General features: G+C 66.0%; 24 protein-coding genes. 9 read left to right on the forward strand and 15 right to left on the reverse strand.

Annotated features, from left to right (window positions below; genetic code table 11):
• Nucleotides 1-8: 8 nt before the first annotated feature.
• The 4 genes from PSEWESI4_RS10570 (at nucleotide 9) to PSEWESI4_RS10585 (ending at nucleotide 6,721) form a co-directional block, all read left to right on the forward strand.
• On the forward strand, nucleotides 9-1,073 hold the full coding sequence (locus tag PSEWESI4_RS10570; RefSeq protein ID WP_187671166.1) for an imelysin family protein: 1,065 nt from the start codon (nucleotides 9-11) through the stop codon (nucleotides 1,071-1,073).
• A 13-nt stretch (nucleotides 1,074-1,086) separates the two neighbouring features.
• Nucleotides 1,087-2,181 (forward strand): DUF1513 domain-containing protein, encoded by a 1,095-nt coding sequence (locus PSEWESI4_RS10575; RefSeq protein ID WP_187671167.1) that lies wholly within the window; start codon nucleotides 1,087-1,089, stop codon nucleotides 2,179-2,181.
• A 220-nt stretch (nucleotides 2,182-2,401) separates the two neighbouring features.
• A complete protein-coding gene (locus PSEWESI4_RS10580) occupies nucleotides 2,402-3,556 on the forward strand; it encodes an efflux RND transporter periplasmic adaptor subunit (RefSeq protein WP_187671168.1) in 1,155 nt (384 codons plus the stop codon).
• 99 nt (nucleotides 3,557-3,655) lie between these two features.
• On the forward strand, nucleotides 3,656-6,721 hold the full coding sequence (locus PSEWESI4_RS10585) for a multidrug efflux RND transporter permease subunit (protein WP_187671169.1): 3,066 nt from the start codon (nucleotides 3,656-3,658) through the stop codon (nucleotides 6,719-6,721).
• 105 nt (nucleotides 6,722-6,826) lie between these two features.
• Here PSEWESI4_RS10585 and PSEWESI4_RS10590 read toward each other — a convergent pair whose 3' ends face one another.
• From PSEWESI4_RS10590 to PSEWESI4_RS10630, 9 genes are all read right to left on the reverse strand, one after another.
• Nucleotides 6,827-7,057, reverse strand: coding sequence for a hypothetical protein (locus tag PSEWESI4_RS10590; RefSeq protein ID WP_187671170.1), 231 nt, complete (start codon nucleotides 7,055-7,057; stop codon nucleotides 6,827-6,829).
• Between the two features lie 2 nt (nucleotides 7,058-7,059).
• Nucleotides 7,060-7,776, reverse strand: a complete 717-nt coding sequence (locus tag PSEWESI4_RS10595; RefSeq protein ID WP_187671171.1) for a lipopolysaccharide kinase InaA family protein — start codon at nucleotides 7,774-7,776, stop codon at nucleotides 7,060-7,062.
• 6 nt (nucleotides 7,777-7,782) lie between these two features.
• Nucleotides 7,783-8,460, reverse strand: coding sequence for a class I SAM-dependent methyltransferase (locus tag PSEWESI4_RS10600; protein WP_187671172.1), 678 nt, complete (start codon nucleotides 8,458-8,460; stop codon nucleotides 7,783-7,785).
• Between the two features lie 45 nt (nucleotides 8,461-8,505).
• On the reverse strand, nucleotides 8,506-9,822 hold the full coding sequence (locus tag PSEWESI4_RS10605) for a sensor histidine kinase (RefSeq protein ID WP_187671173.1): 1,317 nt from the start codon (nucleotides 9,820-9,822) through the stop codon (nucleotides 8,506-8,508).
• Nucleotides 9,812-10,495 (reverse strand): response regulator transcription factor, encoded by a 684-nt coding sequence (locus PSEWESI4_RS10610; RefSeq protein ID WP_187671174.1) that lies wholly within the window; start codon nucleotides 10,493-10,495, stop codon nucleotides 9,812-9,814. The genes PSEWESI4_RS10605 and PSEWESI4_RS10610 overlap by 11 nt, the downstream gene beginning before the upstream one ends.
• A gap of 177 nt (nucleotides 10,496-10,672) precedes the next feature.
• Nucleotides 10,673-12,313, reverse strand: a complete 1,641-nt coding sequence (gene groL, locus PSEWESI4_RS10615; RefSeq protein WP_187671175.1) for a chaperonin GroEL — start codon at nucleotides 12,311-12,313, stop codon at nucleotides 10,673-10,675.
• A 47-nt stretch (nucleotides 12,314-12,360) separates the two neighbouring features.
• Complete coding sequence (locus tag PSEWESI4_RS10620; protein WP_187671176.1) at nucleotides 12,361-12,654, reverse strand: co-chaperone GroES; 294 nt, start codon at nucleotides 12,652-12,654, stop codon at nucleotides 12,361-12,363.
• A 429-nt stretch (nucleotides 12,655-13,083) separates the two neighbouring features.
• Complete coding sequence (locus PSEWESI4_RS10625) at nucleotides 13,084-13,536, reverse strand: FxsA family protein (RefSeq protein WP_187671177.1); 453 nt, start codon at nucleotides 13,534-13,536, stop codon at nucleotides 13,084-13,086.
• A 65-nt stretch (nucleotides 13,537-13,601) separates the two neighbouring features.
• Nucleotides 13,602-14,339 carry a HugZ family pyridoxamine 5'-phosphate oxidase gene (locus PSEWESI4_RS10630; RefSeq protein ID WP_187671178.1) on the reverse strand — a complete coding sequence of 246 codons (738 nt, stop codon included), beginning with the start codon at nucleotides 14,337-14,339 and terminating at the stop codon, nucleotides 13,602-13,604.
• Between the two features lie 102 nt (nucleotides 14,340-14,441).
• Between PSEWESI4_RS10630 and PSEWESI4_RS10635 the strand changes: the two genes are divergently transcribed.
• Nucleotides 14,442-15,200, forward strand: coding sequence for an SDR family oxidoreductase (locus PSEWESI4_RS10635; RefSeq protein ID WP_187671179.1), 759 nt, complete (start codon nucleotides 14,442-14,444; stop codon nucleotides 15,198-15,200).
• Nucleotides 15,201-15,456: 256 nt separating this feature from the next.
• On the opposite strand, the gene PSEWESI4_RS10640 is transcribed toward PSEWESI4_RS10635, so the two are convergent.
• Nucleotides 15,457-16,485, reverse strand: coding sequence for a DUF481 domain-containing protein (locus PSEWESI4_RS10640; protein ID WP_187671180.1), 1,029 nt, complete (start codon nucleotides 16,483-16,485; stop codon nucleotides 15,457-15,459).
• A gap of 225 nt (nucleotides 16,486-16,710) precedes the next feature.
• On the opposite strand from PSEWESI4_RS10640, the gene PSEWESI4_RS10645 reads away from it, so the two are divergent.
• Complete coding sequence (locus tag PSEWESI4_RS10645) at nucleotides 16,711-17,058, forward strand: MGMT family protein (RefSeq protein ID WP_187671181.1); 348 nt, start codon at nucleotides 16,711-16,713, stop codon at nucleotides 17,056-17,058.
• Between the two features lie 43 nt (nucleotides 17,059-17,101).
• Nucleotides 17,102-18,652, forward strand: a complete 1,551-nt coding sequence (locus tag PSEWESI4_RS10650; protein ID WP_187671182.1) for an AmpG family muropeptide MFS transporter — start codon at nucleotides 17,102-17,104, stop codon at nucleotides 18,650-18,652.
• A gap of 53 nt (nucleotides 18,653-18,705) precedes the next feature.
• Here PSEWESI4_RS10650 and PSEWESI4_RS10655 read toward each other — a convergent pair whose 3' ends face one another.
• Entirely contained in the window at nucleotides 18,706-19,290 is a 585-nt protein-coding gene (locus tag PSEWESI4_RS10655; RefSeq protein WP_187671183.1) for a YajG family lipoprotein, read from the reverse strand.
• A gap of 223 nt (nucleotides 19,291-19,513) precedes the next feature.
• Between PSEWESI4_RS10655 and PSEWESI4_RS10660 the strand changes: the two genes are divergently transcribed.
• Nucleotides 19,514-19,744 (forward strand): hypothetical protein, encoded by a 231-nt coding sequence (locus PSEWESI4_RS10660; RefSeq protein ID WP_187671184.1) that lies wholly within the window; start codon nucleotides 19,514-19,516, stop codon nucleotides 19,742-19,744.
• Between the two features lie 442 nt (nucleotides 19,745-20,186).
• The gene (gene mqo / locus PSEWESI4_RS10665; RefSeq protein WP_187671185.1) at nucleotides 20,187-21,686 is read left to right on the forward strand and encodes a malate dehydrogenase (quinone); all 1,500 of its coding nucleotides are present in this window, start codon (nucleotides 20,187-20,189) and stop codon (nucleotides 21,684-21,686) included.
• A 75-nt stretch (nucleotides 21,687-21,761) separates the two neighbouring features.
• Here the strand turns inward: mqo and PSEWESI4_RS10670 are convergent, their stop codons facing one another.
• The 4 genes from PSEWESI4_RS10670 to PSEWESI4_RS10685 form a co-directional block, all read right to left on the reverse strand.
• Nucleotides 21,762-22,172, reverse strand: a complete 411-nt coding sequence (locus tag PSEWESI4_RS10670) for a VOC family protein (protein WP_187671186.1) — start codon at nucleotides 22,170-22,172, stop codon at nucleotides 21,762-21,764.
• A gap of 100 nt (nucleotides 22,173-22,272) precedes the next feature.
• Nucleotides 22,273-22,560, reverse strand: a complete 288-nt coding sequence (locus PSEWESI4_RS10675) for a PA4642 family protein (protein ID WP_187671187.1) — start codon at nucleotides 22,558-22,560, stop codon at nucleotides 22,273-22,275.
• An 82-nt stretch (nucleotides 22,561-22,642) separates the two neighbouring features.
• Nucleotides 22,643-23,116, reverse strand: coding sequence for a WbuC family cupin fold metalloprotein (locus tag PSEWESI4_RS10680; RefSeq protein ID WP_187671188.1), 474 nt, complete (start codon nucleotides 23,114-23,116; stop codon nucleotides 22,643-22,645).
• A gap of 3 nt (nucleotides 23,117-23,119) precedes the next feature.
• A complete protein-coding gene (locus PSEWESI4_RS10685) occupies nucleotides 23,120-23,677 on the reverse strand; it encodes a hypoxanthine-guanine phosphoribosyltransferase (protein WP_187671189.1) in 558 nt (185 codons plus the stop codon).
• Between the last annotated feature and the right edge of the window lie 45 nt (nucleotides 23,678-23,722).

Consider the following 23,722-nt stretch of genomic DNA (forward strand, 5'->3'; position numbering starts at 1 on the left):
AGCCGCGCATGTTCCGACCGAAACTGCTGTTCACCAGCCTCGCCGCCCTCGCCCTCGGTGCCTGCTCGCCCCAGGACCAGCAGGCCCAGACCTCCGCCGCTCTGGCCCAGCAGGTGATCCTGCCGACCTACAGCCGCTGGGTCGAGGCCGACCGCCAGTTGGCCCGGAGCGCCCTGGCCTACTGCTCCGGCAAGCTCGACCTGGCCCAGGCACGCGCCGACTTCTACGCTGCGCAGAAGGCCTGGGCCGAGCTGCAGCCGCTGATGGTCGGGCCGCTGGCCGAAGGCAACCGCGCCTGGCAGGTGCAGTTCTGGCCGGACAAGAAGAACCTGGTCGCCCGCCAGGTCGAGCAACTGCTCAAGAGCAAGCCGCAGATCGACGTCGACGTGCTGACCAAGAGCAGCGTGGTGGTGCAGGGCCTGACCGCCTACGAATACATCCTGTTCGACAGCAACATCGACCTCGCCGACGACGCCACCAAGGCCCGCTACTGCCCGTTGCTGGAAGCCATCGGCGAACGCCAGCAGCGCCTGGCCGAGGAAATCCTCGCCAGTTGGAACAGCAAGGACGGCATGCTCGAACAACTCAGCAAGTTCCCCAACCCGCGCTACGCCGACGCCCAGGAAGCGATCGCCGAACTGCTGCGCGTGCAGGTCACCGCCATCGACACCCTGAAGAAGAAGCTCGGCACCCCGCTCGGCCGCCTCAGCAAGGGCATTCCGCAGCCGTTGCAGGCCGAGGCCTGGCGCAGCGAGGCGTCGCTCTCCAACATCGGCGCCGCCCTGGGCAGCGCCGAGGCGCTGTGGCGCGGGGCCGACAAGCATGGCATCCGCGACCTGCTGGGCAGCGACCAGAAGGAACTGGTCCAGCGCATCGACGCCGCCTACGTCGAAGCCCGCCAGAAGCTCGACGCGCTGCAGCCGCCGCTGTCCGAGCTGCTCGCCAGCGAAGCCGGCCGCCAGCAGGTGAGCGACTTCTACGACAGCCTCAACCGCGTGCATCGCCTGCAGGAAAGCGATCTGGCCAAGGCGCTGGGCGTGCAACTCGGCTTCAACGCCAACGATGGCGACTGAGAGGTAAACCAACATGCTGCGCCGTCACGTCTTGACCCTCGGCAGCGCCCTGTTGGGCGCACTCAGCCTCGGCGGCTGGACGCTCAGCCGCCGGGCCAAGACGCCGCTGCTGCTGTCCGCCCGTGACGACGCGGACGGCGGCCACTACGCGGTGGGCTATCGCCTGGACGGCAAGTGCGTGTTCGCCACCCCGGTCGCCCAGCGCTGCCACGATATCGTCGAGCACCCGCACCAGCCCGTCGCCCTGTTCGTGGCCCGCCGCCCCGGCACCGAGAGCTACCTGATCGACCTGCGCGACGGCCGCCTGTTGCAGACCGTCGCCTCGCAGCCGAACCGCCATTTCTATGGCCACGCGGTGTTCCACCGGGACGGCGAATGGCTGTACGCCACCGAGAACGACACCCGCGACCCGGGCCGTGGCGTGCTCGGCACCTATCGCTTCGACGGCGAAAGGCTCGTCCACGAAGGCGAACGGTCCACCCATGGCCTCGGCCCGCACCAGGTCAGTTGGCTGCCGGATGGCGAGACCCTGGTGGTGGCCAACGGCGGCATCCGCACCGAGGCGGAAAGCCGGGTGGAGATGAACCTCGACGCCATGGAGCCCAGCCTGGTACTGATGCGCCGCGACGGCAGCCTGCTCTCCAAGGAAACCCTGGCGCAGCAGATGAACAGCATCCGCCACCTGGCGGTCGCCGCCGATGGCACCGTGGTCGCCAGCCAGCAATACATGGGCGAGGCCCACGACCACTCCGACCTGCTGGCGATCAAGCGCCCCGGCCAGCCGTTCCAGCCCTTCCCGCTGGGCGAGGAGCAGCGCCTGGCGATGAACCAGTACACCGCCAGCGTGGCGATCCACGACGAACTGCGCCTGGTCGCCCTCACCGCGCCGCGCGGCAACCGCTTCTTCATCTGGGACCTGGACAGCGGCGCCGTGCGCCTGGACGCGCCCTTGCCCGACTGCGCCGGCGTCGGCGCGGTCAAGGACGGCTTCGTGGTCACTTCCGGCCAGGGTCGCTGCCGCCTCTACGACTGCCGCGGCGAACGCATCGCCGTCCAGCCGCTGGAGCTGCCACCGGGGCTCTGGGACAACCACCTGCACCTGGCCTGAACGCCGCGCGCCTTACCGGGTCGAAACAGGAAGGTGCCCATGAAGCATTGAGATCCTGTCGTCATTTTCAGCGAATGACGGCAAACATGCCTGGTTCCATACCCAGGAAATGTACTGTGCAAATTTTTACCAACTGTACCTTTGACTTGCCCAAAAAGTGGGACTATGGTGCTCCCCTCGCCTATTCCCAGGCCTTTTCTCCCCGCCAAGGAACCGGAATATGTTGCTCCGCCGCATGCTCGTCATGCTGGGGGTCGTACTCGCCGTGGTGCTACTCCTCGCTGGCTACAAAGCCTTCTCGATCTACCAGCAGATCCAAGCATTCTCCGCCCCGCGCCCGGCCATCAGCGTGTCGGCCGCCGTCGCCGAGGCACAACCCTGGCAGGAACGCCTGCCGGCCATCGGCACCCTGACCGCCTTCCAGGGCGTCGACCTGACCGTGGAAGTCGCTGGTACCGTGCGTGACGTGCTGTTCCGCTCCGGCGAGAAGGTCACCCTGAACCAGCCGCTGATCCAGATGGATGGCGCCGTCGAGCAGGCCACCCTGGAAGCGGCCGAGGCCGACCTCACCCTGGCCCGCGTCGAGTTCGAGCGCGGTCGCAGCCTGGTCAGCCGGCAGATGATCTCCAAGAGTGACTTCGACCGCCTCGCCGCACAGTTGCAGAAGAACACCGGTACCGTTTCCCAGTTGAAGGCACTGCTGGGCAAGAAACGCATCCTCGCACCGTTCGCCGGCACCATCGGCATCCGCCAGGTGGACGTCGGCGACTACCTGGCCTCCGGCACCGTGATCGCCACCCTGCAGGACCTGTCGACCCTCTACGTCGACTTCCACCTGCCCGAGCAGGCGGTGCCCAAGCTCGCGGTCGGCCAGAAGGTGCAGGTGAGCGTGGCGGCCTATCCCGGCGAGTTCTTCACCGGCGAGATCGGCGCGCTGAACCCCAAGGTCGACGAGGCCACCCGCAACGTACAAGTGCGCGCCATGCTGCCCAACCCAGACGACAAGCTGCTGCCGGGCATGTTCGCCAGCCTCGAGGTACTGCTGCCCGACGCCCCGCCTCGCGTGGTGGTGCCGGAGACCTCGATCACCTACACCTTGTACGGCAACTCGGTGTACGTGATCGAACCGAAGACCGGCGAGGACGGCCAGGTGGAGAAGGACGACAAGGGCGAGCCGCAACTGCAGGTACAGCGCCGCTATGTCGAAACCGGCCCGCGCCGTGGCGGCAAGGTGGTGGTCCTCAAGGGGCTCACCGCCGGCGAGCAGGTGGTCACCGCCGGACAGCTCAAGCTGGACAACGGCGCCCATGTGGCGATCGTCGCCGACCAGGCGCTGCAACTCGAATCGGATAAACAAGCGGGCAACTCGCGCTAGAACCTTCGTAGGAGCGAGCTCCGCTCGCGAAGCCCTTGGGCCACCGTGTTCGCGAGCGGCGTTCGCTCCTACAGATATGCCGCAGCCAAGGAAATCGTCATGGCATTTACCGATCCCTTCATCCGTCGCCCGGTACTGGCGACCGTGGTCAGCCTGCTGATCGTACTGCTCGGCATGCAGGCCTTCGGCAAGCTGGTGATCCGCCAGTACCCGCAGATGGAAAACGCCCTGATCACGGTGACCACCGCCTACCCGGGCGCCAACGCCGAGACCATCCAGGGCTACATCACCCAGCCGCTGCAACAGAGCCTGGCCAGCGCCGAAGGCATCGACTACATGACCTCGGCCAGCCAGCAGAACGTCTCGATCATCCAGATCTACGCACGCATCGGCGCCAACACCGACCGCCTGTTCACCGAGCTGCTGGCCAAGGCCAACGAGGTGAAGAACCAGTTGCCCCAGGACGCCGAGGATCCGGTGCTGTCCAAGGAGGCGGCCGACGCCTCGGCGCTGATGTACATCAGCTTCCACAGCGACGAGCTGTCCAACCCGCAGATCACCGACTACCTGTCGCGGGTCATCCAGCCCAAGCTGGCCACCCTGCCGGGCATGGCCGAGGCGGAAATCCTCGGCAACCAGGTGTTCGCCATGCGCCTGTGGCTGGACCCGGTCCGCATGGCCGCCTACGGGGTGACCGCCAGCGACGTCGGCGAAGCGGTGCGCAAGTACAACTTCCTCTCCGCCGCCGGCGAGGTGAAGGGCGAGTACGTGGTGACCAGCATCAACGCCAGTACCGACCTCAAGTCGCCGGAAGCCTTCGCCGCCATCCCGGTGAAGACCGAGGGCGACCGCCGCGTGCTGGTACGCGATATCGCCCGCGTGGAGATGGGCGCGGAGAGCTATGACTCGATCAGCTCGTTCGACGGCATTCCCTCGGTATACATCGCCATCAAGGGCACGCCGACCTCCAACCCGCTGGACGTCATCAAGGAAGTGCGCGGCATCATGCCGGAGCTGGAGGCGCAGCTACCGCCCAACCTCAACGTCGCCATCGCCTATGACGCCACCGAGTTCATCCAGGCTTCCATCGACGAAGTGGTGCAGACCCTGATCGAAGCGGTGCTGATCGTCATCGTGGTGGTCTTCCTGTTCCTCGGCGCGCTCCGTTCGGTGTTGATCCCGGTGATCACCATCCCGCTGTCGATGATCGGCGTACTGTTCTTCATGCAGATGATGGGCTACTCGATCAACCTGCTGACGCTGCTGGCCATGGTGCTGGCCATCGGCCTGGTGGTGGACGACGCCATCGTGGTGGTGGAGAACATCCACCGCCACATCGAGGAAGGCAAGACGCCGTTCGACGCCGCCATCGAGGGCGCCCGCGAGATCGCCGTACCGGTGATCTCGATGACCATCACACTGGCCGCCGTGTATGCGCCGATCGGCTTCCTCGAAGGCCTCACCGGCGCGCTGTTCAAGGAATTCGCCCTGACCCTGGCCGGCGCGGTGATCATCTCCGGCATCGTCGCCCTGACCCTGTCGCCGATGATGTGCGCCAAGCTGCTGCGCCACGAGGAGAACCCCTCGGGCCTCGCGCACCGCCTGGACCTGATCTTCGAGGGCCTGAAGAACCGCTACCAGCGCGCCCTGCACGGCACCCTGGAAACCCGCCCGGTAGTGCTGGTCTTCGCCCTGATCGTGCTGCTGCTGATCCCGGTGCTGCTCAAGTTCACCCAGAGCGAGCTGGCCCCCGAGGAAGACCAGGGCATCGTGTTCCTGATGGCCAAGGCGCCGCAGCCGACCAACCTCGACTACCTGAACGCCTACACCAACCAGTTCATCGACATCTTCAAGAGCTTCCCCGAGTACTACTCGTCGTTCCAGATCAATGGCTTCGACGGCGTGCAGTCGGGGATCGGCGGCTTCCTGCTCAAGCCCTGGGACGAGCGCGACCGCACCCAGATGGAACTGCTCCACGAGGTGCAGGGCAAGCTCGACCGGATTCCCGGCCTGCAGATCTTCGGCTTCAACCTGCCGTCGCTGCCGGGCACCGGCGAGGGCCTGCCCTTCCAGTTCGTGATCAACACGCCGAACGACTACGAGTCGCTGCTGCAGGTTGCCGAGCGGGTCAAGGCGCGCGCCGAGGAATCCGGCAAGTTCGCCTTCCTCAACGTCGACCTGGCCTTCGACAAGCCCGAGGTGGTGGTCGACATCGACCGCGAGAAGGCCGCGCAGATGGGCGTGTCGATGCAGGACCTGGGCGCCACCCTGGCGATCCTGCTCGGCGAGGGCGAGATCAACCGCTTCACCATCGAGGGCCGCAGCTACAAGGTGATCGCCCAGGTGGAGCGTCCCTACCGCGACAACCCGGGCTGGCTGAGCAACTACTACGTGAAGAGCGAGAGCGGCGCCATGGTGCCGCTGGCCACCCTGATCAACGTCCGCGACACCGCGCGGCCGACCAGGCTCAAGCAGTTCCAGCAGCTCAACTCGGCGATCATCGAGGGTTTCCCGATCGTCAGCATGGGCGAAGCCATCGATACCGTGACGCAGATCGCCCGCGAGGAGGCGCCACGCGGCTTCGCCTTCGACTATGCCGGCGCCTCGCGCCAGTACGTGCAGGAAGGCAGCGCGCTGTACGTCACCTTCGCCCTGGCCCTGGCGATCATCTTCCTGGTGCTCGCCGCCCAGTTCGAGAGCTTCCGCGACCCGCTGGTGATCCTGGTCACCGTGCCGCTGTCGGTATGCGGCGCGCTGGTGCCGCTGTTCCTCGGTGCCTCGAGCATGAACATCTACACCCAGGTGGGCCTGGTGACGCTGATCGGCCTGATCAGCAAGCACGGCATCCTCATCGTCGAGTTCGCCAACCAGTTGCGCCGCCAGGGCCGCAGCCTGCGCGAGGCGATCGAGGAAGCCGCGGCGATCCGCCTGCGCCCGGTGCTGATGACCACCGCGGCGATGGTGTTCGGCATGGTGCCGCTGATCATCGCCACCGGCGCCGGCGCGGTCAGCCGCTTCGACATCGGCCTGGTGATCGCCACCGGCATGTCGGTGGGCACCCTGTTCACCCTGTTCGTGCTGCCCTGCGTGTATACCCTGCTGGCCCACCCGGACAAGACGCCGGAACCAACCACGGAAAACAGGCTGGCGCCACAGCGGTCCTGAACACGAAGAAGCCCCGCCTCGGCGGGGCTTCTTTTTGGACGCTGTTCCGATCGCCCGTGGCGAGTCAGGTCCACGTCCCTGTGGAAGCAACTCGGAAGAATGGCTTCAGCGCTGCGGACCGACCACGCCCTGGGACAGCCCGAACATCAGCAACAGCAGGTTGCCATCCGCCCTGACCACCGGCATGCCCCGCGACTGTGGAGGCAATGGACAATGCTGCTTCAGGCCAGCGCTGCTCAGCACCTGCGGCCCCGGCTCGTGCCAGGCGGCTGCCGCCAGGGAGGCGACGCCGAGCGCCCCCACCAGGAACAGACCTCGAGCGATTTCTAGCTTCATTGTTATAACCCTTTGATAGCGCTGCCAAACGCCGTCTGGTAACCGTAGACCAACTGCTGCCAGTCCACATCGTTCCACGACGAATGGCGCCTGAATTGCCGCAGGTCATGCAGGGCTGCGCGCCGGCGACTGAGCCGGCGGCGGCTCTTCTCCAGGTCGAGCAGCGCGGTTTCCACCCGGGGCCGGCCGTCCTCCCCCTCCCCGACCCGGACGAACACATGCTTGGCGTACAGGCATCCGTGCTGCCAGCGCGCCCGATGCAGGCGCGCCAGCATGGCTCCCAGGCAGTGCAGCAGCCGCGTGTGCAGCACTTCGCCACAACGCTCCCGGCCGCCGCCGGCATACCAGTCCTCGATGCACTGGAATCCGGCCAGGTCCTCGGTGACCAGCACGGTCCGCCAACGGCGATCCGGGTCGAGCCGGGCGGCGCAGTAGACCGGCCTCGGCACCGTCACCCCGAGCGCTTGCAAGGCCAGCAGTGCCTCACGCTCGCGCAGCCCCGTGGGCCTGCCGAACGGGTATCGCCAGGAGCGGTGCAGGTGATTGGCCTGCCGTTTGACGTACAACAAGCGACCGGCAGCATCCATCACCCGCTTGACCCCGCTTTCACCGCCGCGCCGCTGGTTCGGCTCCTCGACCCACTCGCCACGCACCCGCCACCAATGCTCGAAATCTTCCGCGGGGGAAACCCCGAGTCCTCGGCCCAGTACCTGTCCCATGTCAGTTCACCCCTTGCGCAGCACGTAGACCCGCCACATCGCGTAGAGCGGCAGGAAGTTCAGATGTCGCTGCACGCGGAAGCCCGCCTGGGCGAATTCGGCTTCGATCCGTGCGGCCGGCACCACGAAGCGGTTCCGATAACCGTCCTCGCCGCGCTGCCCTCGCTTGCGCTCCAGGTGGCGGCGCTTCCAGGCCTTGAAATTACCGTCGACCCACAGCGAGACGATCAGGCTGTCGCGCGTCACCCGCGCGCATTCGCGCAGCAACGCCACACGGTGCTCCGCGTTGCCGATGTGGTGCAACAGGCGCATGCAGAAGATGCTGTCCACCGCATTGTCCGGCAGGTCAATGGCGAACGCCGAGGTCTGTAGCGTCCTGACCCGCGCCACCACCTCGGGCGGCTGGGCGACACAGGCCACTTCGAGCATGTGCGCCGAATTGTCGGCGGCGATGATCACCCGGCTGGACTTTTCCGCCAGCATCGGCCAGAAGCGCCCGGCCCCGCAGGGCAGGTCCAGCACCAGCCCCGGCTCGCCGGCCAGGGCCAGCGCACGCCGGGCCAACTGCAGGTCGCGCCGGTGGGACAGGCGCCGCCAGAAGCCGTCCTGATGCTTGCGCAGGTACGCCTGGGCATGCGTATCGTCGTACTTGGCGGAAAATTCGAGTTCGATGGGCTCGCCCATGGCTACCTCCTCAAGAGCTATGCCATGACCCTATGCGATGCCCCGTCAATGTCCGGTCAACGGCAGGTGAAAATTCCGTTGAGGCGTACCGACGGCGGGGTTCAGGGTGACGCGGAAACGGCAACCGGTGGGTTCGACCGCCGACAGTTGCACGCCCCAGCCCTGCGATTCGCATATTCGCTGCACCAGCGACAAGCCGAGGCCAAGGCCATCGCCGCGCTGTTCGCCGCCGCGCACGAAGGGCTGGAACATGGCCTCGCGCTCGTTCTCGGGAATGCCGACACCGGAGTCCTCGACGATGAAGCCGTCGTCCTGCAGCAACAGGCGAATCCGCCCCTGCTCGGTGTAGTGCCAGGCGTTGCGCAGCAGGTTGCCCATCACGGTGCGCAGCAAGGTGGGGTTGAACGGCCCACGCAGCGACGAGGCGGGATCGTAGTCGAGGCTGAGCCCCTTGCTCTCGATCGGCTCGCGCCACTGCTCGACCAGGTCGTCGGCGATCTCGCCCAACGCGACGTCGGTCGGCATGCCCTTGTCCTGCTCGGCCCGCGCCAGGGTCAGGAAGGTCTGCACCAGCTCGCGCATCTCCCCGGTGGCGCGGGCGATGCGCAGCACCTGCTTGCGCGCGCGCGGGTCGAGGGCCGGGTTCTCCAGCAGCAGCTCACTGGAGCTGGCCAGGACCATCAGCGGAGTGCGCAACTCATGGCTGACGTCGCTGGTGAACATCCGCTCGCGGGTCAGCGCGCTGCGCAACAGGCCGAGGGTGGTATCGAAGGCCGCAGCCAGCTCGCCGACCTCGTCGGCGGCATAGTCCGGCGCCAGCGGCGGCGCCAGGGCCAGCAACTGGTCGCGATGGCGCACTTGGCGGGACAGCCGCACCACTGGCTCGATCACCTTGCGCGCCAGCAGCCAGCCGAGCACCATGGCCAGGGCCAGGCTGAACAGGAAGCCGACCCAGACCACGGCGAACAGCAGTTGCTCGCGCTTCTCGAACTCGCTCTGGTCCTGCAGCAGCACATAGGTCCGGCCATCCACCACGCGTACGAAGGCATGGTAGGACAAGTCGCCACGGAACAGCTCGTGGAAGCCCGGGCCGAAGTCCTTGAGGTCATCGGGCAGGGCGAAGTCGTTCTGGCCGTCGGAGAAGTAGAACAGTTGGTCGGGCTCCGGGCGCAGGCGCCACTCGTCCATGGTCTCCATCCGCAGCAAGCGGTCGAGATCACCGCCCAGCTCGCGGGAGATCAGGCGCTCCTCGACCACATGCACCGCCTCGACGATGCCCAGGGCGAAGGTTCCCGCCACCAGCGCACTCATCAACACGAAGGCGATGACGATGCGCCGCGACAGGCTGAGCTTAAACTCCATCGTCAGCCTCGGCCAGGCGATAACCGACGCCATGCACGGTGTGCAGCAGCGGGGTGTCGAACGGTTTGTCGATCACCTGGCGCAGTTGGTGGATGTGGCTGCGCAGGCTGTCGCTGTCCGGGCAATCGTCGCCCCACAACGTCTCCTCCAGCACCTCGCGGCGCAGCACGTGGGGGCTCTTCTGCATCAGCACGGCAAGCAGCTTGAGGCCCACCGGGTTGAGCTTGAGCGGCCGCCCGGCGCGGCAGACCTGCAGGGTGTCGAGGTCGTACTCGAGGTCCGCCACCTGCAATTGACGGCGGCCGCCGCCCTGGCTGCGGCGCAGCACCGCTTCGATGCGTGCCGCCAGTTCGGACAGCGCGAACGGCTTGACCAGGTAATCGTCAGCCCCCGAGCGGAAGCCTTGCAGGCGGTCATCCAACTGGTCCCGGGCAGTCAGCATGATCACCGGAGTGTCGCGCCGCGCGTCCTCGCGCAGGCGCTTGCACAGGGTGTAGCCGTCCAGCCCCGGCAGCATGATGTCGAGGACGATCAGGTCGTAGTGCTCGGTAGCGGCCAGGTGCAGGCCGGACAGGCCGTCCTGGGCGCAGTCCACCCCGTAGCCCTTGATCTCCAGGTAGTCGGCCATGTTGGCCAGGATGTCGCGATTGTCTTCCACCAGCAGGATGCGCATTGCCGATTCCTCATGGGCGCGAGCCCGATAGCGGCGAACGATAACCGAAGCCGCTCGGGGGATGGATGCTTTTGACGGATTTTTCACCAGGCGCGCAGCCCGCCCACCTACAGGCGCCCATGAAAAAGCCCCGCACGAGACGGGGCTTCTTCGTTACAGCTCAGGGAGCGGGTCGGCTTACATCATGCCGCCCATGCCACCCATGCCGCCCATGTCCGGCATGGCCGGAGCCGGCTTGTCGTCCGGAGCTTCGGCGACCATCGCCTCGGTGGTGATCATCAGACCACCGATGGAGGCAGCGGCTTGCAGGGCTGAACGGGTGACCTTGGCCGGATCGAGGATACCCATCTCGATCATGTCGCCGTACACGCCGGTGGCAGCGTTGAAGCCGTAGTTGCCGGAACCTTGCTTGACCTTGTCGACCACCACGCTCGGCTCGTCGCCGGCGTTGGCGACGATCTGGCGCAGCGGAGCCTCGACGGCGCGACGCAGCAGGGTGATACCGACGTTCTGGTCTTCGTTGTCACCCTTCAGCTCGGAGATGGCCTGCAGAGCGCGCACCAGGGCCACGCCACCGCCAGGCACCACGCCTTCTTCGACGGCTGCACGGGTGGCGTGCAGGGCGTCTTCGACACGGGCTTTCTTCTCTTTCATCTCGACTTCGGTAGCGGCACCGACCTTGATCACCGCCACGCCGCCGGCCAGCTTGGCCAGGCGCTCTTGCAGCTTCTCGCGGTCGTAGTCGGAGGTGGTTTCCTCGACCTGCGCGCGGATCTGCTTGACGCGGGCTTCGATGTCGACCTGGGCGCCAGCGCCGTCGATGATGGTGGTGTTTTCCTTGCTCAGCACGACGCGCTTGGCGTTACCCAGGTGCTCCAGGGTGGCGCCTTCCAGGCTCAGGCCGACTTCTTCGGAGATCACGGTACCGCCGGTGAGGATGGCGATGTCCTGCAGCATGGCCTTGCGGCGGTCGCCGAAGCCCGGGGCCTTGACGGCGGCGACCTTGACGATGCCGCGCATGTTGTTGACCACCAGGGTGGCCAGCGCTTCGCCTTCAACGTCTTCGGCGACGATCAGCAGCGGACGGCCAGCCTTGGCGACGGCTTCCAGCACCGGCAGCAGTTCGCGGATGTTGGAGATCTTCTTGTCGACCAGCAGGATCGCCGGGCTTTCCAGCTCGGCCACCATGGTGTCCGGCTTGTTGATGAAGTAGGGGGACAGGTAGCCGCGGTCGAACTGCATGCCTTCGACGACCGACAGTTCGTTCTCCAGACCCGAACCTTCCTCGACGGTGATCACGCCTTCTTTACCGACCTTCTCCATCGCTTCGGCGATGATCTCGCCGATGGACTCGTCGGAGTTGGCGGAGATGGTGCCGACCTGGGCGATGGCCTTGGTGTCGGCGCACGGCTTGGCCAGCTCTTTCAGTTGGGCAACGATGGCGATGGTGGCCTTGTCGATACCACGCTTGAGATCCATCGGGTTCATGCCGGCGGCAACGGCCTTCAGGCCTTCGTTGACGATGGCCTGGGCCAGGACGGTAGCGGTGGTGGTGCCGTCACCGGCGGCGTCGTTGGCCTTGGAGGCGACGTCTTTCACCAGTTGGGCGCCCATGTTCTCGAACTTGTCTTTCAGCTCGATTTCCTTGGCGACGGAAACGCCGTCCTTGGTGATGGTCGGGGCACCGAAGGACTTGTCCAGTACCACGTTGCGGCCTTTCGGGCCGAGGGTGGCCTTGACGGCATCAGCCAGCACGTTCACGCCGACCAGCATTTTCTTGCGAGCGGAATCGCCGAATTTGACTTCTTTAGCAGCCATGTTGATTGATCCTCAATTCTTATGGTGGAAACGGAGATTCGCGTTGATCACTCTTCGACGACGGCGAGGATTTCGTTCTCGCCCATCACCAGCAGGTCTTCACCGTCGACCTTGACGGTGTTGCTGCCCGAGTAGGGGCCGAACACCACCTTGTCACCGACCTTGACGGCCAGCGGACGCACTTCGCCGTTGTCCAGCACGCGACCGGTGCCGACGGCGACCACTTCGCCACGATTCGGCTTCTCGGCAGCGGAACCCGGCAGCACGATGCCGCCCGCGGTCTTGGTCTCTTCCTCGCTGCGACGGATGACAACGCGGTCATGCAGAGGACGAAGCTTCATTGTCGATCTCTCCTAACAAATGTGTGGTTTCCATCAACCGGTGCCTTCACCGGCGGTTTCAGTGATTTCCGGCTACGCCGGATGCGACCCGCCGGAGGCAGGCCGCAGAAGACGGACTGTCGTTGCCGACATCGACCTTGCGGTGACTGGTAAATAGGGACAGCCGAAGGGATTTCAAGGGCCGAGACGAAAAATCTTTGCCGAATCGTCGCGGAGACGGCGCACCTGCTGGAGAGACCCACGGTCGTGATTGGTCGGCGGCCGCTCCGGTACTGTTTGTTGGGTTACTCGCCTCGCTCTTCGGGCCGCCCTGAAGGACGTTCGGTGCAAGCACCGTCCCGCGTTCGCGGGAATGACGTGGTAGAAACTCCGATGCTTGACCGTCATTCCCGCGAACGCGGGAACCCAGAAAAACCACTCCCGCAGACCTCAACGATCACGGCGCTCGTACTCGCCCTCGATCACGTTCGGCCGGGTCTGCCCCGAGCGCGCCTGCAGGTCGTCGGCGAACGCGCGCTGGCGCAGCGCCTGCTCCTCGGCCTTGCGACGCAGGACGCCGACCAGCAGGCGGCGGGTCGGCGGCAGCAGGCAGAACAGGCCGATCACGTCGCTGATGAAGCCCGGCAACAGCAGCAGGCCGCCGCCCACCGCGATCAGCAGGCCTTCGAGCATTTCCTGTTCCGGCAACTCGCCGCGCGCCAGGCGCTCACGTGCCCGCCAGGCGGTGGCCACCCCGGCGACGCGCAGCAGCACGCTGCCGAGCACGGCCGTGGCGATTATCAGCAACAGGGTGGGCAGCACGCCGATGGCGCCGCCGACCTTGATCAGCACCGCCAGTTCGAGCAGCGGGAACAGCAGAAACAGGAAAAAGAATGCGCGCATCTATCGGGTCCTTTGCGGCAGAACACCTGCCAATGACCAGCAGATGGCGCCGCCGGGGGATTAATTCAAGCCTCGCTCGCCTCAGCCCGCGGCCAGACCTCGGCGCGAGCCAGCAGAACCAGGGCCTGGCGCACCGCGCCGGGGTTGTTACAAGGTGTTGGGAAGGCCAGCCAGTGCAGCGTCTGGCCGATACGCAGGTGGAAGCCTTCGCTGTCGATACCGGCCATTTCCGCCGCCGGCTCGCCCGGCAGACCGCTCAGTTCGACGTAGTGGGCGATGGCGTTGGCGTGGTCACTGTTCATGTGCTCGATCATGCTGCGCTCCGCCTCGCCGGCGAAGGGATTGGCCAGCAGCAGGTCGTCGACGCCGAGCCAGTGGATCGCGCCGAAACCGCCGATGTAGCGGGCGCGCACCGGCTCCAGGCGCCAGAAATCGAAATCGTGGGTGCGGTGATAGTCGCGCGCCTGGGGGAAATAGCGGTAGTAACGCTCGGCGGCCGCGGCGATCTCGGCCTCGTCGTTCAACTGCCGGGCCTCGGCCAGCAGGGTCAGGCGACCGGCGGCCTGCACGTCCTCGGCGCCGCGCTCGCCGATCAGCAACGAGCACTTGGGGTCTTTCTGCAAGTTGTGGGTGTGCTGGGCGATACGGCTGATCAGGATCAGCGGCCAGCCCTTGGCATCCAGGCAATAGGGCACCACCGAGCCGAACGGAAAGCCCGCCATGGCCTTGGAATGGGTGGAGAGCACGCCGCGGTATTCCTTGAGCAGCAATTCTCGGGCATTCTTGCCGGCTTTCACGCTCACAATATGACTCCTCGCTAAGAATTCGTCAGAAACGGACAGGCGCCCAGCATACCGACTCAGGGCTCCAGCGGGGCTAACCACCACCATTCGAGGGGCAAACGCATGCAACTGCAAGACAAAGTCATCGTCATCACCGGCGGCGGCCAGGGCCTCGGCCGCGCCATGGCCGAGTATCTCGCCGCCAGGGGGGCCAAGCTGGCGCTGGTAGACCTCAACCAGGAACGCCTCGACGACACCGTCGCCGCCTGCAAGGCCGCCGGCGTCGAAGCCCGCGCCTACCTGTGCAACGTCGCCAACGAAGAGCAGGTGGTGCACACCGTGACGCAGATCTCCGACGATTTCGGCGCGATCAACGGTCTGGTCAACAACGCCGGGATCATCCGCGACGGCCTGACCATCAAGGTCAAGGAAGGCGAGCTCTCCAAGATGAGCCTGGCCCAGTGGCAATCGGTGATCGACGTCAACCTGACCGGCGTGTTCCTGTGCACCCGCGAAGTGGCGGCGAAGATGATCGAACTGAAGAACGAGGGCGCGATCATCAATATCTCCTCGATCTCCCGCGCCGGCAACATGGGCCAGGCCAACTACTCCGCGGCCAAGGCCGGCGTCGCCGCCGACACCGTGGTGTGGGCCAAGGAGCTGGCACGCTACGGCATCCGCGTCGGCTGCGTGGCGCCGGGCTTCATCGAGACCGAGATCCTCGCCGGCATGAAGCCGGAGGCCCTGGAGAAGATGACCGCCGGCATCCCGCTCAGGCGCCTGGGCAAGCCGCAGGAAATCGCCCACTCGGTGGCCTACATCCTCGAGAACGATTACTTCACCGGTCGCGTGCTGGAGCTGGACGGCGGCCTGCGCCTGTAACCTCTCCACCCCAGCGAAAACGCCGCCTACCTCCCGGTACGCGGCGTTTTTTCATGCCGATGCATTTCCCATGGTGGCCGATCGCAAGGTGTTCGCCGGCCACTTTCATTCGGGACCCTGATCGGTGCGCACGGTGTTCCCTACAAGAGCCTCCCCCCGTAGGGTGCGCCGTGCGCACCGATGAAGGAGCGGCCCGGTACCTCGCTCGATCACAAGACGTTCGTCGGCAGCTTCCTACCGGTTCACGGTACGCCGCTTACCAACCCACGCCGAAGCCCAGGCTGTAGCGGGTCTCGTCGATGTCGCCGTCGGAGCCGCTGACGATGTCCTTCTCGGCCTTGATGTTCAGAGAAGCCCAGTCGGTGACCTTGTAGCGCAGGCCCGCCTCGGCATCCAGCGCGTAGTCCGCCACGTTGCCCAGAGGCTTGCCGACCTCGCCGCTGGTGAACAGCTCGACGGTCTTGCCGACCAGGTAGCGGTTGTAGTCCCAGCGCGCCGTCAGGGCGTAGAAGTTGTCCTTGTCGCCATTGGCGTATTCGTAGTCGCGGCGGTTGATCAGGCCGGCCAGGGAGAAGGCGCCAAGTTCGTCGTCCCAGAACTGGTAGCCGGGACCGGTACCGATAGTGCGCTGGCGGGCGAGATCCTCGATATAGTCACGCTTGTAGCCCAGGCGCCCCTGCCAGAACCACTTCTCGTCGAGGAAGCGGTCGAGGGCGTAGTCGGCACTCCAGTTATCGGTGGTCTCCACCTCGTTCTGCTTCTCGCGGTTGTATTCCGCTTCCGCGTTGTGCCGCCAGCGGCCGTGGCGCGCCTGGGTCTTGAGATCGATGTCGTAGTCGTCGGTGTCCTTCTCGGCACGCTTGTAGTCGACACCGACGTCGATGTTGCCCTTCCAACTGAAATCCTCGATCAGCGGCTTGGGCTTCATGATCTGTTCGATGCTGGCCAGTTCGACGGTCTTCGGCGCCGTGTCGTTGGCCAGGGTCACCTTACCCGGCTCGGCCGGCACCAGCGCCTTGGCGTGCTCGCCGGTGACATCGTCCTGCTTGACCAGCAGGTGCTGCTCGCTCTCCAGGGTGGCCACCTGCTTCCAGTCGATGGCGATGGTGCCGCCGTAGCCGGTCTCCAGCACCAGCTTGTTGCCGTCGAAGACGCGGATCGTGCCGCTCAGGCGGTCACCGTTCTTCAGCCACACGGTATCCGCCAGCACGGGCGTGGAAGCGCTGGCGACGGCGAGGCACAACAGGATTCGGGACAGGGGGGAAAATGCTTTGATGGACGACATGATGAACGGAGAAACGGCTCGAATGCGAAGGAAACCGGGCATTATCCGTAAGCTCGGCGCGTGAGCAAGGACTGACCGGCACAAACCACTCGAGTTCAATCCAATCGACCGGCGAACCCCGCGTCGCCGGCACTGTCGATAGCCAGGACACGGCGGCATACTGGGCAAGAGCGCCGTCCGTCGGAGCGCGAGAACCCACGTGCCGGGTCACAGTCAGGTAGCCCCATGCAAGCACCCCAGGAAGATTCACCCGCCGAGATACGCCGCGCGGCGCTGTACCTGACCCTCCAGCAGGTACCCGCCGGCAAGGTCGTCAGCTATGGCGAACTGGCCGCCCTGGCCGGGCTGGGCCGCGCCGCGCGCTGGGTCGGGCGCACGCTCAGCCAGTTACCGAACGACACCCGCCTGCCCTGGCACCGGGTGATCGGTGCCGGCGGTCGCCTGAGCCTGCCCGCCGGAAGCCCGTCCGGCGCCGAACAACGCGCCCGTCTGCGGGCCGAGGGCGTGACCATCCATAACGAACGGGTGGACATGCGTCGGCACGGCTGGCGCCCGATGGAAGACAACGGTTAGAGTGCGCCCTTTGTTTCGAAGCCCCCAGGCAGATTCACGCCCAATGTCCACGCAGTCCACGCAAACCTGGCGTGCCGCGCTCGCCGCCTACGCCACCCCGGCCACTCTGGCCCTGCTGCTGCTGGGATTCGCCGCCGGCCTGCCCTACATGCTGGTGTTCTCCACTCTCTCGGTCTGGCTGCGCGAAGCCGGCGTGGCCCGCGAGACCATCGGCTTCGCCAGCCTGATCGGCCTGGCCTATGCCTTCAAGTGGGTATGGTCGCCGCTGCTCGACCAGTGGCGCCTGCCGCTGCTCGGCGTGCTCGGCCGGCGCCGCTCCTGGCTGGTGCTGTCGCAGTCGCTGGTGGCCATCGGCCTGACCGGCATGGCCCTGAGCGATCCGCAGCAGCACCTGTCCTGGCTGATCGCCCTGGCCGTGCTGGTGGCCTTCGCCTCGGCCACCCAGGACATCGCGGTGGACGCCTATCGCCTGGAAATCGCCGAGGACAACCGCCAGGCGACGCTGGCCGCCAGCTACATGGCCGGCTATCGGGTCGCCGCCCTGCTCGCCACGGCCGGCGCGCTGTACTTCGCCGAATGGTTCGGCTCCACCGGGCACAGCTACAGCGCCAGCGCCTGGAGCGGCACCTACCTGGTGTTCGCCCTGCTGATGGTCCCGGCCCTGGTCACCAGCCTGCTGATCCGCGAACCACCGGTGGCGCTGCGCACCCAACTGGCCGCCGCCCGCTACGGGCTGACCCACCAACTGGTCTCGGTGCTGGTGCTGATCGTCCTGCTGGTCTCGGTGCCGGCGCTGTTCACCCAGCTCTACAACACCGATTTCCACAGCGTGCTGTTCGAAGGCGCCAGCCTGCTCGACCTGCTCAAGGAAGATCGCGCCTTCCTGCGCGCCCTGCTCTACCTGATCCTCACCGCGCTGTGCCTGTCGTCCATGGGCCGCCGCGGCCTGGCGCCGGTGCTCACCCCGGTCAACGACTTCGTCGTGCGCTACCGCTGGCAGGCCCTGCTGCTGCTCGGGCTGATCGCCACCTACCGGCTGTCGGACACCGTGCTGGGCGTAATGGCCAACGTGTTCTACATCGACCAGGGCTTCACCAAGGACCAGATCGCCAGCGTCAGCAAGCTGTTCGGCCTGGTCATGACCCTGCTCGGCGCCGGCTTCGGCGGCCTGCTGATCATCCGCTTCGGCATCCTGCCGATCCTGTTCATCGGCGGCGCCGCCTCGGCGGCCACCAACCTGCTGTTCCTCATGCTGGCGAGCATGGGGCCGAACCTGCAAATGCTGGTGGTGACCATCTCCTGCGACAACTTCAGCGCCGGCCTCGCCACCGCGGCCTTCGTCGCCTACCTGTCGAGCCTGACCAACCTGAAGTTCTCCGCCACCCAGTACGCCCTGCTCAGCTCGATCATGCTGCTGCTGCCGCGCCTGATCGGCGGCTATTCCGGGGTCATGGTGGAGAAGTTCGGCTACGCGCAGTTCTTCCTGATCACCGCCCTGCTCGGCGTGCCGACGCTGATCATGATCCTCTGGCAATGGCGCAGCCCGCCCGAGCCACAGCCCAACCACGTGGCGACCAGCCCGCCGGGCGAATAGCGGAAACGAAAAAGGCCGGTCAGTCGACCGGCCTTTTTCATTTCATCCGAAACTCACTGCGCCAGCATCTGCGCGATGGTCGGGTCCTTGAAGGTGCGGGTCAGGGCATCGCTGAGCACGTCGCTGACCAGCTTGGTGTTGGTCTGCTGGTTCGGCGCGGTGCCGAAGCGCTGGTTCAACGAGGCGCCGTAGCGGCCGCTGTAGCGGCGGGAAGCGTTCTGCACGTCGGCACGGAAAGTGGCGCTGATGTCCGCCTCGGTGACGTACAGGCTGTCCTTCGGCGACTGGTACTTCAGCTCGGCCAGGGTGATGGTCAGTTGCGGCGCGTTGTAGGCGTTCGGCGTCGGGGTGAAGCCGAGCAGGCGCACCGCCGCCTCGGCCTGGGCCTGCAGCTTGGGCACGATGTCGGCGCTGGCGACGCTCAGGTTGCTGGTTTCGGCGTACAGCCCGCCACGGGTGCCAAGCACCGGCGAAGGGCGGCCATCGACCACGCGAACCACCACCGGCTGGCCCTGGCCGACGGCGGTGAAGGAAGTGTTCAGCTTGGGTTGCGGACTCAGTTGTTGCGGGCTGAGGGCACAACCGCCCAGGGTCAGGCTGGTGACGGCGACCAGACCAAGCAACAGACGATGCAGCATGTTCATGCTCTCCAGACAGGGGTAAGCGCAAAAGTGGCGGCAGTATAACCACCCGCATCGGCGCCCGACAGGCCGGGGCCTGCCAACGCTCCAGCGAGATCGTGAATAAATGTTGACAGGCCCTGGATTCGATCCGCCGCGTGCTACGGAGGTTCCTGTCACGCGGTTGTCACGCGGCCGTGGGATAAACCGTTGCGACTCCCTCTCCGCGACGACGACCACCATGCCCCTGCTCGGTCTCCTGCTGTTCTGGCGCCGCCCCTGGCGCGACTACGCGCTGCTGGACGGACAAGGCGTGTGCCGCGCCTTGCGCCGGTCGCGCTCAGCCCCGCAGGGCCAGGGCTGGGTGGCGGTCCGCGAGTGCCGCCTCGCCTGGCTGCACCACCCCCTGCCGGCCAGCGCCCGCCTGGAATCCAGCCCCCCTTCCCGGCCGCGCCAGGCCCTCGCCAACTGAGCACGGCATTAGCCAAAAGAATCGCCCCACAGGCGCCATTCGCCGTTATAATCGCGCCCCGATTATAAGGACGTCTCCTGATCGGGCCCCGCATCCGTTCTGATGAGCTCAGCATCAGCCACGCCCCCCGCCCTCAGAGAGCCGCCCACTTCGTGCCGCCTCCGCGCTGCCGCCTGTCCCCTCTCCGGCGCACAACGCCTCTCGAGTTCTCGACAGCCGCATCGCCCGAGCACGATTTTTTGAGGTTCACGTCTCCAAAAGAGCGTGAAAAAACGGGTTTGTACAACTTCACAAGAGTGTGGCGAAAAAATGAACAGTTTTGCGTCTGAACAGTGCGCTATCGATAACCCTCCCCCGGATTCCCGGCACCTTCATCGATCCACGCCCCGGTCCTGACCGCGCGTGTCATCCACCTAGTGCTGCAATTCCTGGAGAAGCGTTAATGGCGCAGAACATCGAAACCGTGGATGCCCTGCTGGTCGGCGCGGGCATCATGAGTGCCACCCTGGCCGTCCTGCTCAAGGAGCTCGACCCCGGCATGAAGCTGGAGATCGTCGAGCTGCAGGAGTCCGGAGCCGTGGAAAGCTCCAACCCCTGGAACAACGCCGGCACCGGTCACGCCGGCCTGTGCGAGCTGAACTACACGCCGCAAGCCGCCGACGGCTCGGTAGACATCAAGAAGGCCGTGCTCATCAACAGCCAGTTCGAGGTGTCCAAGCAGTTCTGGTCCCACCTGATCGCCAAGGGTTCGTTCGGTTCGCCGAAGAACTTCATCAACCCGATCCCGCACCTGAGCTTCGTACGCGGCGACAAGGACATCGAGTTCCTCAAGACCCGCTTCGAGGCGCTGCGCCAGCACCACGCCTTCGCCTCGATGGAATACGCCGAGGACCACGCCACCATGGCCGAGTGGATGCCGCTGATGATGCAGGGCCGCGACGACGGCGAACGCATCGCCGCGACACGCGTGCTCGGCGGCACCGACGTCAACTTCGGCGCGCTGACCGCGCAGTTGCTGGCCTACCTTGCCAAGCAGGGCGGCGCCACCGTCACCTGCAACCAGAAGGTCACCGACCTGAAGCGCAACGAAGACGGCTGGCGCGTCACCATCAAGGACACCCGGAACGGCGAGGCCCGCGAAGTACAGGCGCGCTTCGTGTTCCTCGGCGCCGGCGGCGGCGCCCTGCCGCTGCTGCAACTGTCCGGCATCCCGGAAGGCAAGGGCTTCGGCGGCTTCCCGGTGAGCGGCCAGTGGCTGCGCTGCGACAACCCGGAAGTGGTCGAGCTGCACCAGGCCAAGGTCTACAGCCAGGCCGAGGTCGGCGCTCCGCCGATGTCCGTACCGCACCTCGACACCCGCGTGGTGGATGGCAAGAAATCCCTGCTGTTCGGCCCCTACGCCGGCTTCAGCACCAAGTTCCTCAAGCACGGCTCGTTCCTCGACCTGCCGCTGTCGGTACGCCCGAGCAACCTCGGCCCGATGCTCGCCGTGGCGCGCGACAACATGGACCTGACCCGCTACCTGATCAAGGAAGTGATGCAGTCCCAGGAACAGCGACTGGACACCCTGCGCAGGTTCTACCCGACCCTGAAGGCCGAGGACTGGCGCCTGGAGATCGCCGGCCAGCGCGTGCAGATCATCAAGAAGGACCCGAAGAAAGGCGGCATCCTGCAGTTCGGCACCGAACTGGTGGCCGCCGGCGACGGCTCCATCGCCGCCCTGCTCGGCGCCTCTCCGGGCGCCTCGGTGACCGTGTCGATCATGCTCGACCTGATCGAACGCTGCTTCGCCGACCGCGCCGGCGAGTGGAGCGGCAAGCTGGCGGAGATCTTCCCCGCCCGCGAGAAAGTCCTGCAGACCGACGCTGCCGTGTACAACGAAGTCAGCACCCGCAGCGACCAACTGCTGGAACTGACCAGCAAGAGCCCGGTAGCGGCCTGATCGCTGCCCACCACGAAAAACCGCCCTCCGGGGCGGTTTTTTAATTTCACGCATACGCTCCGATAGGGTGCGCCATTATCGCTCGCAATTGACCATCCAGCTCACCCCGAACTTGTCGGTCAGCATGCCGAAAGCCCTGGCCCAGAAGGTCTCCTGCACGGGCATGGTGGCCTGGCCGCCTTCGGCGAGCGCGGCATAGACGCGGGCGGCTTCCTCCGGCGAGTCCACGGCGACCGCCAGGCTGAAGCCGTTGAAGGCCGAATTCGGCTCGGCGCCATCGGACACCATGACCTGGGTCGGACCGACCTGCATGTTGGCGTGCATGATGTGCTCCGGCGAATAGTTGCCGCACTCCTCGCTCGGCGGCTGTTCCGGGGCATCCTTGAAGCGCATCAGGAAGGTGGTCTCGGCACCGATGGCCTTGGCGTAGAACGCCAGCGCCTCTTCGGCGCGGCCATTGAAGAACAGGTAGGGTTGGACTTGCATGGGAAGTCTCCGGACAGGCAGTGAGTCAAAGGCTCCAGTCTAGAAGACCGAAAACGAAAAGCCCGCGACGAGCGCGGGCTTTCTTGTATCGATTGGGACCTTAACGCCGGGCCGCCTCGATTACCTCGATATAAGGCTCGGCCTGGCGCTGGTCGCGGATCAGGGCGGTGAAGTCATTGCCCTTCCCGTCCTTGGCGTTCAGGTCGTAGCCGGCCTCGACGAAGAAGCCGACGAAACGCTCGAAGTCGTCGACGCGCAGGCCGCGATAGGCCTTGATCAGCTTGTGCAGCGAAGGCGGCGTGGCGTCCGCCGGCTCGACCGCGAGGAACAGCTTGATCTGCTCGTCGGCGATCTCTTCGCCGATCACCTGTTTCTTGTCTTTACGCATCGCTCACTCCGGCCGGAATTCTCACAGGGGCGGCAGTTTACCCCCGCCCAGCCCCGGCGCTCAACGCACCCGGCGCGAGCGCTCATGCGAACCGCGCGCGCATCCAGGCGAGATAGGCCGCGACGCCTTCTTCACCCTCGCGTGGCGCCCAAGGGGCCTGTTCGCCTTCGCCGAGCGGGCGATAGGGCCCTGCCTTGCATTCGAACAGCACGCTATCCGCTTCCAGCACCACCAGGGCATGGAACACACCGGGCGGCAGGTCGACACCGACGCACTCGCCGCCGGCCGCCAGTTCGCGCGTGCCGGTGAGATTGCCCTGCTCGTCGAAGGTCAGCAGCCCCAGGCGCCCCTTGAGCACCAGCAGGCTCTCCGCCTTGTCTTCCGACAGGTGCCGGTGCGGCGCGATGTAGGTGTGCGGCTGCAGCCCCACCGCCAGTCGGTGGCAGGGCTCCTCCATGGCGTGGAAGTTGTGGTGCTGGCGGCCGCGCGGATTGCTCCGGGCCTGGTCGGCCAGCGTGGCGAACAACGCCTGGTCGAGGAAGCGCGGCGCGCTCATGGCCTACAGCCCTTTCACCGCATAGATGCCCGGCGCGTTGCGCCAGTAGCCCTTGTAGTCCATGCCGTAGCCGAAGATGTAGCGATCGACGCACGACAGGCCCACGTAGTCGGCCTTGAGGTCCGGGCGCGCCTTGCGGTCGTGGTCCTTGTCGATCAGCACGGCGACGTGCACGTTGGCAGCGCCGGCATGCCGGCAGAAGTCGACGATGGCGCCCAGCGTGTAGCCCTCGTCGAGGATGTCGTCGATGATCAGCACGTCGCGGTCGATGAACGACAGTTCCGGCTTGGCCTTCCAGAACAACTCGCCGCCGGTGACCTCGCTGCGGTAGCGGGTGGCGTGCAGGTAGGACAGTTCGAGCGGGAAGTTCAGCTTCGGCAGCAGCTTGCCGGCGAAGATCAGGCCGCCGTTCATCACGCAGAACACCACCGGGTTGCGCTCGGCCAGTTCGTCGTTGATCGCTGCGGCGATGCGGTCGATGGCCGCCTCGACCTGCGCTTCGGGATACAGACAGTCGGCTTCCGCCATCACCTGGCGGATGTGGTCGAGATCGACGGGCATGGCATTTCCTCTCTTGCGGCGGGAGCGGCGCTGCCGGCTTCCGGG

It is taken from the genome of Zestomonas carbonaria, from assembly GCF_904061905.1.
Taxonomy (GTDB): Bacteria; Pseudomonadota; Gammaproteobacteria; order Pseudomonadales; family Pseudomonadaceae; genus Aquipseudomonas; species Aquipseudomonas carbonaria.